Source organism: Mediterranea sp. ET5, assembly GCF_023337025.1.
Taxonomy (GTDB): Bacteria; Bacteroidota; Bacteroidia; order Bacteroidales; family Bacteroidaceae; genus Phocaeicola_A.
In genome coordinates this window covers 54,152-68,662 of record NZ_JAMBLN010000019.1, presented here as the reverse complement: position 1 = coordinate 68,662, position 14,511 = coordinate 54,152, and the positions used below count along the sequence as shown (strand labels likewise).

Genomic DNA, 14,511 nt, shown 5'->3' with positions numbered 1-14,511 from the left:
CAGGGTATGGGGTTAGAAAACATACACCAGGTTGATAGCGGCCTTCGTCGGGCCTACATAATTCTTGTGGTCGCGTCCGAGGAGTGCGCCACAACGTTCACACTCATACTTCTTGTACTGCGTATAGACATAGCCCACGCCGATGGCAGCCTCCACGTTCCAGTGCTTGCTCAGTGGAAACGCATAGCCATAGGCGATGCCGCCTCCGGCATACCAGCCCACGTAGCGGTTGTCCTTCAGCGAAGGGAACATGCCGAAGGGGAGGTGGATGCCCTGCACACGGTATTCTCCGCCCAGTGCGTCGACACCGACGAAGTGTCCCATCATGGGACGGCAGAACCAGTAACGGAATTCGGGATTGACTACCCAGTGGCGCATCAGCCGTTCGCTATCGGTCGATTTCCAGGGGTTGAGTCCATAGATTACCTGCAACGAAGTGTGCCTCCCCGTCTGCAACTCCGCCCCGATGTTGGGAGTCGTCGTTGCATTATAGAGCAAGTTGGTCTTTACAGCCACTTTCTGTGCACGGATGGCGGGGGTCATACACAGCAACAGTATCATACACGCGAGTACGCGATAGATGAGAAGTGTTGAAGATCTCTTTATCATACGGTGCATTGTTGTTTTATAAATGCTAGTTGTCTTACGTATCACTTTTAAATCCCGTCCCTGTTGCGTATATTTAGGACCGCACGAGCACGGAATTTGTTTTCGTTGCAAAATTAGAGAGAATAGCGCGTACAGTCGACGAACATCAATGTACATCTGAAGACATCATTTCACTGTTTATTAGCGAATTATAAAATACATCCATGTACAAATGCATCCAAATGCATGATTTCCCCTCCTTCCAGTAGACGGACGGCTTCCTACAGACATTCCCAAGCTGTTCCCGCCACCGGGCATCCATGAGGAAGGGAGGATTCCGCCCCACGCCTGGGGATTATTGTCCATTATCCGTCGTCCATTGTCAAGAGAGACGGCTGCCATTGACCGCCGAAGAGGTGTTTTGACAAAATGTCAAACGAAGGACTCCACAGTGCCCTTCCTCGCACCAAAATACGATTGGGTGGATTCCGAGGCCCTTCTCAGGCAATTCGCAAAATACACATTAACACAGATTCGTTCCAAGCGTTATCATCCCGACACAACCTAAGAGCAACATCCTTCCCATGCGACAGCAGGATTCCCACACAGCACACATGATGATACCTTCCGATTTATTGACACGCCTCATCTTCCAGCGAACGAAACCCGGAGTTTTTGCCTTTCATTCTCCGAACATTTGACTTCCACGGATGAAACAATATTGTTTGGGAAGTGAAACTATATTGTTTGACTCGTCAAACACTTGTGTTTCGCACGTGAAACAATATTGTTTGAGCCTCAAAATGTAAGTATTTCGAAAATGAAATGTATAGTTTTCTAAAATAGGAGTCCTTTTCCGGCATTTTCATTAACCTTTCTTTGTGATTGCACGCTATTTGTTCCGAATTTCATCAAATACGCGTTAGAAGAAAACGGCATTTCTCGTGCATTTGTAAAGGGAAAGCGGCGTTTTGATTGACAACTGATAACTTCCGGCAGTGTGATGTCCAATCATCCCCCAAAAATGTAGGGGCGACCGGTCGGGTCGCCCGATACACATGCCGAAGGGCAGTTGTTCTTGATGGATGGGAATGGTGGAAGGGAGGAAATGGTGGAACAGGCGAATTGGGAACAGGCGTGATTGGGATGGATTTGGACGGGTGTGATTGGACCGGGCGACCAGACCGGTCGCCCCTACATTATTTATTATTGGACGCTATACTACATACAGGATTTATCAGCAAACCAAAATGCACCATATTGAGATGATACAATCTGAGTTACCATAAATATATAAAAAAAGTTCCGCCCTGGTACGCATTGTAAAGAGGCGTGGCGGAAATTGTTGATGCAAAGTTACAGCTTTGCTACTTGGATTACAAATATTTTTGTATTTACTTTCTCTGTCAATCGCTTATTCAATACAGGATTCCTTCTGCAAACAAGCGAATGAAATCATCCCCGAAAGGTAGGGGCAATCGGTCGGATCGCCCGATACACATGCCGAAGGGCAGTTGTTCTTGATGGGTGGGAATATTGAAAGGGAGGAAATGGTGGGACGGACGAAATGAGAACAGGTGTGATTGGGATGGATTTGAACAGGCGTGATTGGACCGGGCGATCAGACCGGTCGCCCCTACATTAACTTATTATTGGACGCTATGACAGGATTCCTCCACAAATGACCGAACAAAACCATCACAAATAGCCGAATAAATTCACTACAAACGACCGAACAAAATCACCATAAATGACCGAATTTATAAATAAAACATTGGATATTAAAATCATAAGATATATCTTTGCCTAAGACTAAGAACAATAAAATATGGTAGCCTATAAACCTAGAATTGCAGATAAATTGTTGGCACGGAAAATGGCAGGTAAGGGTGCTGTTCTGATTGAAGGCCCCAAATGGTGCGGCAAAACCACAACAGCCAAACAGCAGGCCAAGAGTATGCTCAATCTCGGAGACAGCAACGTACTGCGGCAAAGTCTGCAAATGATGGAGCTCAGCCCTATCACCTTGCTGGAAGGAGATACACCACGCTTGATAGACGAATGGCAAACCATTCCACCGCTATGGGATACCATACGGAGCGAAGTAGACCGACGGGGAGACTTTTCGCAATTCATCCTGACCGGTTCATCGGTCCTTCCAGATGCTGAAAGTACCATCCACAGCGGGACTGGCAGATTTGCACGCATCAAGATGCGCCCCATGAGCCTGCTTGAATCGGGGGAGTCGACAGGCAGCGTCAGTCTGACAAAACTGTTCGAAGGTGAGCCTCTAAAGCCACAAGTCAATCAGAAGGGACTGGAGGATATTGCCTACTATACCTGCCGTGGGGGATGGCCGCAAGCCACCTTGCTGGAGGGTGAGATTGCCTTGGACCAAGCACTGGATTATTTCGATTCGGTCGTGGAAAGGGACATCCAACGCGTCGATGGTGTCAAACGGAATGCAGACCGGGCACGCCTGCTCCTGCGTTCGTATGCCCGGCACATTTCCCAACAGATCTCTTATGCAACCATCAAGGCGGACATGTTGTCCAATGATTCGCAGACGTTGGATGAAGACACGGTAGCGGATTACATCAAGGCACTCAAACGGTTGTTCGTCATTGAGGACCTGGAGGCATGGAATCCGAATATACGCAGCAAGGCGGCAATCCGTACGAGTGACACCCGCCACTTTGTGGACCCGAGCATCGGCACGGCAGCCTTGGGCCTGGGTCCCAAAGACCTGATGAATGACCTGGAGTCTTTCGGACTGTTCTTTGAAGACCTTGCCGTCCGTGACCTCCGTATTTTTGCAGACGTGCTGGACGGACGTCTGTATCATTACCGCGACAGTTCCGGGCTGGAATGTGACACGGTCCTGCACCGCCGCAACGGGACGTATGCCTTGATTGAAATCAAATTGGGAGGAGAGAAAGCCATCGAAGAGGCGGCAGACTCCATGAAACAGCTGGCTGAAACAATCGACCACACCCGCATGCCCCAACCTGCCTTCCTGATGGTCCTAACAGCCGTCGGTCCATACGCCTATCGCCGCCCCGACGGGATTTTCGTGGTTCCCATTACCTGCCTCAACAGTTGAGCACAATGACGAAACAGGGGGTTTGATAGCTGAAGCCCAAACGGATAAACAAGTTGATGGAATGTAATCGAATGTAGGGGCGACCGGTCGGGTCGCCCCTACATTATTTATATCGGACGTCATTGTGGGATTCCGTCACAAATGACCGAACGAATTTATGACACATTACACATTATATCCAAATATCATACAAGCAGGAATAAACTTGGTAGAAAACGAAAGCGCGAACCACGCAGACCGTTCACGGTTCTGCCTGATTCGCGCCCTTATCTATACACGTTCCTCCGCAGGGAAGGAATCGGGAGAGACTTGGAAATTAAATTGTTACTTCGCCAATTTGTCGTTAGAGCCCAACACATTCACGATCTTGTGCATGTAGAGCTTCTTCATCTCGTCGCGAGCCGGACCGAGGTACTTGCGCGGGTCAAACTCGGCAGGTTTCTCAGCCAATACCTTGCGGATGGCAGCAGTCATCGCCAGACGGCTGTCGGAGTCGATGTTGATCTTGCAAACTGCGGACTTGGCTGCCTTGCGGAGCTCGTCTTCGGGGATACCGATGGCTGCTTCGAGCTTGCCACCGAACTGGTTGATCATGTCAACATATTCCTGGGGAACGGAAGAAGAACCGTGGAGCACGATGGGGAAGCCCGGCAACTCCTTCATGACACCGTCGAGTACATCGAATGCCAAGGGAGGAGGAACGAGACGTCCGGTAGCGGGGTCAACGTGGCACTGCTCGGGTTTGAACTTGTATGCACCGTGTGAGGTACCGATGGAGATAGCCAAGCTGTCGCAACCGGTCTTCGTGGTGAAGTCAACCACTTCTTCAGGACGGGTGTAAGTGTGATGTTCGGCAACCACCTCGTCTTCCACACCGGCAAGCACGCCCAGCTCACCTTCTACGGTGACATCATACTTGTGTGCGTATTCCACCACGCGACGGGTCAGTTCCACATTCTCGTCATACGGCAGGTGTGAGCCGTCGATCATGACGGAAGAGAAGCCCAGGTCCACGCAGCTCTTGCAGAGTTCGAACGAATCTCCGTGGTCGAGGTGGAGCACGATTTCAGGATGTTCACATCCCAGTTCCTTGGCATATTGAACGGCACCTTCAGCCATGTAGCGGAGCAAGGTCTGGTTGGCGTAGTTACGTGCACCTTTTGACACTTGCAGGATGACCGGTGACTTGGTTTCTACTGAAGCTTGGATGATGGCCTGCATCTGCTCCATGTTGTTGAAGTTGAAAGCAGGGATTGCATAACCACCTTTGATGGCGCGTGCAAACATGTCTCTTGTGTTCACAAGGCCCAATTCTTTATAACTTACCATAGTGTAATTGTTATTAAAATTGATGAATGATTGATTCTCGTTTGTTTATCGTCGGCACAAAAGTAGCAAAGAATGTGAAAGGAAGGACCACAAAAGTTGCAAATATTCCGTTCTTTTCTTGAAAATTCCTTCAGTTTGATGCCTCCTGCAACCTTTCTGACAAATGTTTGCTACCTTGAGTTTGCAAGCACAGAAGGGAAGGAAACGGCTGTCCCTCCCCTCTCCTGCCCTCACTTTTCGTTCTTTTTCGCCTCCTCCCAGATGGCATCCATCTCGGCAAGGGTCATGTCGGTGAGCTTCCGTCCTGCCTTCAGGGTATGTTCCTCCAGGTAGTTGAAACGGCTGATGAACTTCTGGTTCGTACGTTCCAGGGCGTTGTCCGGATTGATCTTGTACAGCCGCGCGGCATTAATGAGGCTGAAGAGGACGTCGCCGAACTCCGCTTCCGCCTTCTCCTTGTCCATGTCAGCCACTTCGGCTTCAAACTCGCTGATTTCCTCCTTCACCTTGCCCCACACCTGTTCGCGCTCTTCCCAGTCAAAGCCGACGTTGCGTGCCTTGTCCTGGATGCGGTAGGCCTTGATGAGCGAGGGCAGCGCGTCGGGCACTCCGCTGAGGACACTCTTGTTGCCGTCCTTCTCCTTCAGCTTGATCTGCTCCCAGTTCTCCGACACCTGTTCGGCAGTGTCCGCCTTCACTTCTCCGAACACGTGGGGATGGCGGAAGACCAGCTTGTCACTCAGACGGTCGCAGACGTCCTTGATGTCAAACTGTCCCTTTTCAGAGCCTATCTTCGCATAGAATGCCACGTGCAGCAGGACATCGCCCAGCTCCTTGCAGATGTTCTTGGGGTCGTCCTTCATCAGGGCATCACAGAGTTCATAGACTTCTTCGATGGTATTGGGGCGCAGACTTTCGTTGGTCTGTTTCTTGTCCCACGGACACTTCACACGCAGTTCGTCGAGTATGTCCAGGAAGCGTCCGAATGCTTCCAATTGTTCTTGTCGTGTATGCATCGTTGTTGTTTTTGTTGACGAGGGTTTAACTGAATCCTTGCAAAGGTAATGATATTACCGCTTTACCGGTTCCATCCGGAAGGGGAAAAGTCGTTTTGGAGGATAAAGGGAATATTCCTTTCCCCTTTTACGTTTTTTTTTAATACTTCATTTTACTGCCAAAGGAAACGAACGCCATACAGCGAAAAACTATTACTTTCACATCAGCCCACAAGCGGGACTTTAGCGATATATCCATTTTACCCCCCCCCACCAGCTTTTTTACATAAGTTTTTACACCACTGATTCAAAAAAGGATAACAGAAAACCGAAAGAGTCAGGAAGGCACCGTCAAGGAGTGTTGCAGTCTATTAAATAACTCCTAGCTTTGCGGACTGACAAACCAAAACCTTTAAACAATGAAAAAGATCCTGGCCTTCACTTTATTTGTCCTCATGGGAGTGGTCATAAGCTTTTCCCAGGACATCAATTTTCACGCGAAAGCCGGTGTGGGCTTTGCCAATTTCACTGGAGATGCCAACGGCGACCCCCTCTTCTCTTACAAAGTCGGTGTAGGCATGAATATCGGTCTGGGAGGACACTGGGAACTGCATCCGGACCTCTTCTTCGTCCGCAAAGGAACGACCAGCAGCATCGGTGAGAATATAGAAGGAACGCTATTCACATTAAAGCAGACCATAAATGCCAACTACCTGGAATTGCCCATCATGGCTGCCTATCGCATCTCACTGCCTTCAACCAACGTGGTACTCAATGCCGGTCCTTACCTCGCCTACGGGTTAAACGGAAAATACAAGTTTGAAGCAGGTGAAGAGAAGACGAAAATAAACACCTTCGGTAAAGACGCTCTCAAACGCTTCGACTGCGGTCTGGGCGTAGGCGTTGCCTTCGAATTTGGCAAGTTCATTGCAGGCATCGACGCCAACTTCGGTTTGGCCAACATTGCTCCCTCTGGTAAGGACAACGACCAGCCTAACATGGAAGTTGCTGACGTGGAATTTGATAAGGATTCCAAAATCCACAACATAGCTGCCCACATCACTATCGGCTACAAGTTCTAAAAAAACATCTTACATCGTTTCGTAACTATGGGAGGCTGGCTCTTTGCCTGATGGCAAGGGTCAGCCTCCTCTTTTTGAGTGTCCGGTAATTCTGCCCCGGTCGGACGGTTCACTCATGATACTAGGATTTTAATTAAAATATAAGATAACATAATCACCAAGATCCTTATAACCTATCAAATTATTAAGGTTAAACTTGCAGCTGAAATCCGGACGATACGTAATCACAATAAACGGATTCTCTATCCGATACGAAGTCGACTCATTATTGGGAGTAGATTCAAATCCCATGGATTCACAAACAACCTCCACCCGCAGAATCCTATGTTCCTGAAGGTACTTAATCATAATTTCAGCTTGCGTAGGTTGAAGAACCATGTCCTCATCATCGTCGCATGATGCAAATGCCACGCTAGCCATGCTTAACAGCACACAGCCAATCAGTTGAAATAATTTCATGATATTATATGGTTTAAAGTTTGTAATGGGGCAAATATATAGGTAAAGAACAGTCAGGCGCAAATAAAAAGGCATCCAATATCGGCAATTGCCGGAAATGGATATTTTTTTCCAAAAAGTCTGTATATACAGAGCCTTTTTTAGCCCATTCGTGATTTTTTCTACCTGCCGATGAAAACGATACACCCCATTTTTAGTACTTTTGCAACCTGTTCAATGAATACACGATCATAAACAATACGCATAACAACAATGGAATTAGCAAGTAAGTACAATCCCGCTGACGTGGAAGGGAAATGGTACCAGTATTGGCTGGACAACAAGCTTTTCAGTTCGAAACCTGACGGTCGTGAGCCTTACACCGTCGTCATCCCGCCGCCCAACGTCACCGGCGTGCTCCACATGGGACACATGCTTAACAATACCATTCAAGATATTCTGGTTCGCCGTGCCCGCATGATGGGCAAGAATGCCTGCTGGGTGCCGGGAACGGACCACGCCTCCATCGCTACCGAAGCCAAGGTGGTGAACAAACTTGCCCAGGAGGGTATCAAGAAGACGGACCTCACCCGCGAAGAGTTCCTCAAACATGCCTGGGCATGGACCGAGGAGCACGGAGGCATCATCCTGAAACAGCTCCGCAAGCTGGGTGCGTCCTGCGACTGGGACCGCACCGCCTTCACCATGGATGAAGAGCGCAGCCGGAGTGTCATCAAGGTCTTTGTCGACCTCTACAACAAGGGACTTATCTACCGAGGCGTCCGCATGGTCAACTGGGACCCGAAAGCCCTCACGGCCCTGAGCGATGAAGAGGTGGTCTACAAGGAAGAGCACAGCAAGCTGTACTACCTCCGCTACAAAGTGGACGGGGACGCAGAAGGACGCTATGCCATCGTTGCCACCACCCGTCCCGAGACCATCATGGGCGACACCGCCATGTGTATCAACCCGAACGACCCGAAGAATGCCTGGCTGAAGGGCAAGAAGGTGATTGTACCCCTCGTGGGACGTGTCATCCCGGTGATTGAGGATGAATACGTGGACATCGAGTTCGGTACGGGCTGTCTGAAGGTGACTCCGGCGCACGATGTGAACGACTACATGCTCGGCGAGAAACACAACCTGCCCAGCATCGACATCTTCAATGACAATGGTACGCTGAGCGAGGCTGCGGGACTCTACGTCGGCATGGACCGCTTCGACGTACGCAAGCAGATTGAAAAGGACCTCGCCGACGCCGGTCTGCTGGAGAAAGTGGAAGCCTACACCAACAAGGTGGGTTGCTCTGAACGTACCGGTGTGCCCATCGAACCGAAGCTCTCCATGCAGTGGTTCCTGAAGATGGAACATCTCGCCAAGCCGGCTCTCGAAGCGGTGATGAACGACGACATCAAGTTCTATCCTGCCAAATACAAGAACACCTATAAATATTGGATGGAGAACATCAAGGACTGGTGCATCAGCCGCCAGCTGTGGTGGGGACACCGCATCCCTGCCTATTTCCTGCCCCAAGGTGGCTTCGTCGTGGCTGAGACTGCCGAAGAGGCACTTGCCCTCGCCAAGGAGAAGACCGGCAATGCCGGACTGACCCTTGCCGACCTCCGTCAGGATGAAGACTGCCTCGACACCTGGTTCTCCTCCTGGCTGTGGCCCATCTCGCTGTTCGACGGCATCAACCATCCGGGCAATGAGGAAATCAGCTACTACTACCCCACCTCGGACCTGGTGACGGGACCGGACATCATCTTCTTCTGGGTGGCACGCATGATTATGGCGGGCTATGAGTATGAAGGCAAGATGCCGTTCAAGAATGTCTACTTCACCGGTATCGTGCGCGACAAGCTGGGACGCAAGATGTCCAAGTCGCTCGGCAACTCGCCCGACCCGTTGGAACTCATCGAACGTTACGGTGCCGACGGTGTACGTATGGGTATGATGCTCTCGGCTCCTGCGGGCAATGATATCCTCTTCGACGACTCGCTCTGCGAACAGGGACGCAACTTCAACAACAAGATATGGAATGCCTTCCGCCTCGTGAAAGGCTGGCAGGTAGCCGACAAGGAACAGCCTGAATCTGCCGCCATCGCGACCCGCTGGTTTGACAGTCTGCTGGCAAAGACGGGTGCCGAGGTGGATGACCTCTTCGGCAAATACCGCCTGAGCGAAGCACTGATGGCTGTCTACAAGCTGTTCTGGGACGAATTCTCCAGCTGGTACCTGGAGCTGGTGAAGCCTGCCTACGGGGAACCCATTGACCGCCGGACCTACGAGCAGACCCTCGCCTTCTTCGAGGAGTTGCTGACGTTGCTCCACCCCTTCATGCCGTTCATCACCGAGGAGCTGTGGCAACACCTGGCTGAACGCAAACCGGGAGAAAGCATCATGACGGCACAAATCAACCGCCACGAACAGACCGACCGGGCAGAAGCCCAAGCCATCATCAACGGTATGGAACACATGAAAGAGGTGGTGACGAATGTACGCAACGTCCGTGCGCAAAAGAACATCTCCCCCAAGCAGCAGCTCGGTCTGCTCGTCATGGGTGAAGACAACCTCGTGGACCAATTCAAGGCTGTGCTCATCAAGCTGGGCAACCTGACCGGAATCAGCATCCCCAACGAGAAACCGGACAATGCTGCTTCCTTCCTCGTGGGCACCACGGAATACTTTATTCCGCTGCTCGGCATGATTGATGTGGAAGAAGAGCTGAAGAAGCTGGAGGCAGACCTGACCTATCAGGAGGGCTTCCTGCAGAGTGTCCTCAAAAAGCTGGGCAACGAGAAGTTCGTCAACAATGCCCCGGCAAAGGTCATCGAGATGGAACGCAAGAAGCAGGCTGACGCTGAAAGCAAGATTGCCGCACTCAAGGAAAGCATCGAAAAGCTGAAGGGATAACAACCACCGTTACCCTGAAGAACCACAATAAGACTGAGGCGCAGAGATACCGGGAGTCCTCATCCTCCCGCATCTCTGCGCCTCTTTTGTATTCTTTCTCCAATAACCGGCAATCACCGCTTAGAGCAGCAATAGGCTCATCGCCATGATGGCCATGCCTGCCACGATGCCGCCGACACCCAGATGGTGGTGACCGTATTTCTCAGTACCGGGCAAGAGTTCGTCAAACGAGATATAGACCATGATGCCCGAGACGAAGGACAGCAGCAACGCATTGAGCGTCGGAGTCCAGAACGGTTGCAGGAACAGGAAGCCGACCAGGGCGCCAACAGGCTCTGCCATGCCGGAAAGGAACGAGTACCAGAATGCCTTCTTCCGGCTTCCGGTGGAATGAAAGATGGGGACTGACACGGCAATGCCCTCCGGGATGTTGTGGATGGCAATGGCAAACACGATGGGCAGGGCGATGTCAATGTTCGTCAGTGCCGACGCAAAGGTCGCCAGTCCCTCCGGAAAGTTGTGGATGCCGATGGCCAGCGCCATCAGGATGCCCGTACGTTTCAAGCGGCGGGTCTGCCCGTAATCGGAGTCCGTGTGTATCTCGTGGGGGTTCTCGTCGGCAGGTACCAGACGGTCGATGAGGGCAATCAGCCCGATGCCGGCAAAGAAAGCCAGCAACATGTAGACCTGCGGCAGCCTCCCGGGATAGATGCCGCTCAATGCGAGCACCGACTGCGGCATCAGCTCCATGAAGGAAACATAAATCATCACACCGGCTGAAAGTCCCAGTGCGGCTGAAAGAAATCGGGTATTGGTCCGTTTGGCAAAGAAGGCTATCAGGCTGCCTATGCCGGTGGAAAGGCCTGCAATCAGGGTCATTCCCAGTGCGAGTGCAACATTATCGTTCATTTTGTCAGTATTTTCGGTCAGGTTATTACTCGGTAAATATCATGGGCGCAAAAGTACAGAAAGGTGACATATGAACCAATACCCACATCCATGTATTTGCAGCAGGCCGTCCGCCGGCAGCTTTTCTCCCGACTAACGGAGCCGGGCAGCCTCATCGCGCCGGCGCTTCTTCCACAACTGCCAGGAGTTGATGATGTTCTGCCACAGCACATATCCGCCGGGGGCAACCGAAGAGAGCGGATTCAGGTAGGTATATGCCATCCAGATGGCAAGCACGGTGTTCTTCTGCCCGAGTGCCTGACCGCCACTGATGCGTTCGCCGTAACAGGCTCCGATACGCTTGCCCAGGAAAAACTGCAGGCAGCAGGCGACCAACGCAGCCAGAGCCACCAGCCACTCGACAAAGACCGGTGCGTCGCTGTTGACCAGTGAGCGTGCGGTCTGTCCACAGACGATGGCCAACGAGATGCCCCAGATATAGAAAGCCGCATTGCTGACCGTGGCAAGCCAGTGATGTACCCTCGGCAGCCACCAGCGAAGCAGCACTGCCAGGATGAACGGACAAAGCAACAAGGGGAATACCTTGCTCAGAATCTTCAGGAAAGCCACAAAGAACGACAACCCCTCGTGGGGTTCCACCAACGGAAAGACCAACGGGACCACGATGGCGGCAAGCAGATTGGACAGCAGTGTATAGGTCGTCAGACTCGCCGCATTACCACCCAGCTTGCCGGTGATGACAGCCGCTGCCGTAGCCGTCGGACAAATAAAGCACACCATGGCTCCCTCGAACACCTCCCGGTAGGTCTCACTCATGGAACAGAACAACAGGATGGCAGCAAGCCCCAGACAGGCAAACAGCTGGAACAGCAACAGCCACAGGTGCCACTTCACAGGCATCAGGTCGCGCAGGTCAATCTTACAGAACGTCAGCAACAGCTGGGCGAAAATAAGCAGCGGCGTAAGCACGTCGACCGAGACCAGAATGAAAGGCTTGAGCGGAGCCACCAGGGGGACATTCGCAAAAAAGAAATAACACAGGACACCTGCCAGCATAGCCACAGGCAAAGTCCAGTTCTTGAGAAATTGAAGCATAGTCCTATCGTTTTTCAGCTTGCAAAGATAGGCTGTTTCTTCCAAACACGGCTCCATTCCGAAGCGATAAGTTCGGTCGTGACACCCTCCTGCCCCAACCGGAAATCAACTTGTTCTCAGATTGCCCCTTCCGCCGGACAAATCCTAATAAAATTCGTGAAAACAACGACGTTCCTTATTGCAGGAGATGAATATAAACCGTAATTTTGCAGACGGAAAAAAATGGGAGGTTCAGCAGCCTTTCGACAAAGAATTGTGGTTACAACTATTTTCTATTCTATAAAACGTAATTGATATGACTTATTCACACGAAGTAGAACACATGTGTGTTGTAAAGAAAGGTCCCAACCACGGACCGGCTCCTATTCCTGAAGAAGGAAAATGGGTAAAAGCGAAAGAAATCGTTGATATTTCCGGTTTGACACACGGTGTGGGTTGGTGCGCTCCCCAGCAAGGTGCATGTAAACTGACTCTGAATGTTAAGAACGGCGTTATCGAAGAGTGTCTGGTAGAGACCATCGGCTGCTCCGGTATGACCCACTCGGCTGCCATGGCTTCTGAAATCCTGCCGGGCAAAACCATCCTCGAAGCCTTGAACACCGACCTCGTATGCGATGCCATCAATACAGCTATGCGTGAATTGTTCCTCCAAATCGTTTATGGACGTACCCAGTCAGCTTTCTCTGAAGGCGGTCTGATGATTGGTGCCGGTCTGGAAGACCTCGGTAAAGGTCTCCGCAGCCAGGTAGGTACGCTCTATGGTACGAAAGTGAAAGGAACCCGTTACCTGGAACTGACCGAAGGCTATATCACCCGTATGGCGCTCGACAAGGACGACCAGGTGATCGGCTATGAATTTGTACACATGGGCAAATTCATGGAACAAGTGAAGAAAGGCGTTGACGCCAACGAAGCACTGAAAGCTGTGACAGGCACTTACGGACGCTTCAAGCCCGAACAAGGCGCAGTTAAATATATTGACCCACGTAAAGAATAAAGGAGGACACAGATTATGATTAGACCAGTACAATTTGAAAGCCAAGATCGCCGTATGAAGCAAATTCTGGCTGCTTTGAACGAAAACGGCATCAAAGACATCGAAGAAGCTAACGCAATCTGTGACGCTGCCGGTCTCGACCCGTACCTGACTTGCCAAGAGACACAAGGTATCTGCTTCGAAAACGCAAAATGGGCTTACGTGGTAGGTTGTGCCATCGCCCTGAAGAAAGGCTGCAAGAACGCTGCCGACGCTGCTGAAGCCATCGGTATCGGTCTGCAGGCATTCTGCATCCCCGGTTCTGTTGCCGACGACCGTAAGGTTGGTCTGGGTCACGGAAACCTGGCTGCCCGTCTGCTTCGCGAAGAGACCCAATGCTTTGCGTTCCTCGCAGGCCACGAGTCATTCGCTGCTGCCGAAGGTGCCATCAAGATTGCCGAAATGGCAAACAAGGTTCGCAAGAACCCCTTGCGCTGCATCTTGAACGGTTTGGGTAAGGATGCTGCCATGATTATCTCACGCATCAACGGCTTCACCTATGTTCAGACTCAATTCGACTACTATACCGGCGAACTGAAGGTGGTAAACGAAATCGCTTACTCCGACGGTCCGCGTGCCAAGGTGAAATGCTATGGCGCTGACGACGTGCGCGAAGGTGTTGCCATCATGTGGAAGGAGAACGTAGACGTTTCCATCACCGGTAACTCTACCAACCCGACCCGCTTCCAGCACCCGGTTGCCGGTACCTACAAGAAAGAGCGTGTCCTCGCCGGCAAACCCTACTTCTCTGTAGCTTCCGGTGGTGGTACGGGACGTACCTTGCACCCGGACAACATGGCTGCCGGTCCTGCTTCTTACGGTATGACCGATACACTCGGCCGTATGCACTCCGACGCTCAGTTCGCAGGTTCTTCATCCGTTCCTGCCCACGTAGAAATGATGGGCTTCCTCGGCATCGGCAACAACCCGATGGTAGGATGTACTGTAGCTTGTGCCGTAAACGTGGCTCTGGCTTTGAACAAGTAATCCCTGCACACATTCACCATATCCGGACGCTCC

At 51.3% G+C, this 14,511-nt stretch carries 11 protein-coding genes; 5 read left to right on the top strand and 6 right to left on the bottom strand.

The genetic code is table 11. From position 1 onward, the window contains the following. Positions 1-12 precede the first annotated feature (12 nt). Positions 13-609, bottom strand: a complete 597-nt coding sequence (locus M3087_RS11550; protein ID WP_249095823.1) for a DUF3575 domain-containing protein — start codon at positions 607-609, stop codon at positions 13-15. Positions 610-2,416: 1,807 nt separating this feature from the next. Between M3087_RS11550 and M3087_RS11545 the strand changes: the two genes are divergently transcribed. Beyond that, positions 2,417-3,691: an ATP-binding protein gene (locus M3087_RS11545; RefSeq protein ID WP_249095820.1), complete on the top strand. Its 1,275-nt coding sequence runs from the start codon at positions 2,417-2,419 to the stop codon at positions 3,689-3,691. Between the two features lie 324 nt (positions 3,692-4,015). Here M3087_RS11545 and M3087_RS11540 read toward each other — a convergent pair whose 3' ends face one another. Next, entirely contained in the window at positions 4,016-5,020 is a 1,005-nt protein-coding gene (locus tag M3087_RS11540; protein WP_022383995.1) for a class II fructose-bisphosphate aldolase, read from the bottom strand. Between the two features lie 230 nt (positions 5,021-5,250). Further along, a complete protein-coding gene (mazG, locus tag M3087_RS11535) occupies positions 5,251-6,036 on the bottom strand; it encodes a nucleoside triphosphate pyrophosphohydrolase (protein ID WP_249095818.1) in 786 nt (261 codons plus the stop codon). A 398-nt stretch (positions 6,037-6,434) separates the two neighbouring features. Between mazG and M3087_RS11530 the strand changes: the two genes are divergently transcribed. Then, positions 6,435-7,097, top strand: a complete 663-nt coding sequence (locus M3087_RS11530) for a porin family protein (protein WP_249095817.1) — start codon at positions 6,435-6,437, stop codon at positions 7,095-7,097. Between the two features lie 129 nt (positions 7,098-7,226). Here M3087_RS11530 and M3087_RS11525 read toward each other — a convergent pair whose 3' ends face one another. Beyond that, entirely contained in the window at positions 7,227-7,556 is a 330-nt protein-coding gene (locus M3087_RS11525) for a hypothetical protein (RefSeq protein WP_022383998.1), read from the bottom strand. Positions 7,557-7,808: 252 nt separating this feature from the next. Between M3087_RS11525 and M3087_RS11520 the strand changes: the two genes are divergently transcribed. Further along, positions 7,809-10,451 (top strand): valine--tRNA ligase, encoded by a 2,643-nt coding sequence (locus M3087_RS11520; protein WP_249095815.1) that lies wholly within the window; start codon positions 7,809-7,811, stop codon positions 10,449-10,451. Positions 10,452-10,571: 120 nt separating this feature from the next. On the opposite strand, the gene zupT is transcribed toward M3087_RS11520, so the two are convergent. Together zupT and M3087_RS11510 are read right to left on the bottom strand one after the other, a co-directional pair. Then, positions 10,572-11,360, bottom strand: a complete 789-nt coding sequence (gene zupT / locus M3087_RS11515; RefSeq protein WP_022384000.1) for a zinc transporter ZupT — start codon at positions 11,358-11,360, stop codon at positions 10,572-10,574. A 132-nt stretch (positions 11,361-11,492) separates the two neighbouring features. Then, positions 11,493-12,455, bottom strand: a complete 963-nt coding sequence (locus M3087_RS11510) for a bile acid:sodium symporter family protein (protein WP_106625498.1) — start codon at positions 12,453-12,455, stop codon at positions 11,493-11,495. A 295-nt stretch (positions 12,456-12,750) separates the two neighbouring features. Here M3087_RS11510 and M3087_RS11505 point away from each other — a divergent pair, with 295 nt between their 5' ends. Beyond that, the gene (locus tag M3087_RS11505) at positions 12,751-13,452 is read left to right on the top strand and encodes an iron-sulfur cluster assembly scaffold protein (protein ID WP_022384002.1); all 702 of its coding nucleotides are present in this window, start codon (positions 12,751-12,753) and stop codon (positions 13,450-13,452) included. A gap of 15 nt (positions 13,453-13,467) precedes the next feature. Then, positions 13,468-14,478, top strand: a complete 1,011-nt coding sequence (locus M3087_RS11500; protein ID WP_022384003.1) for a GGGtGRT protein — start codon at positions 13,468-13,470, stop codon at positions 14,476-14,478. Positions 14,479-14,511 lie beyond the last annotated feature (33 nt).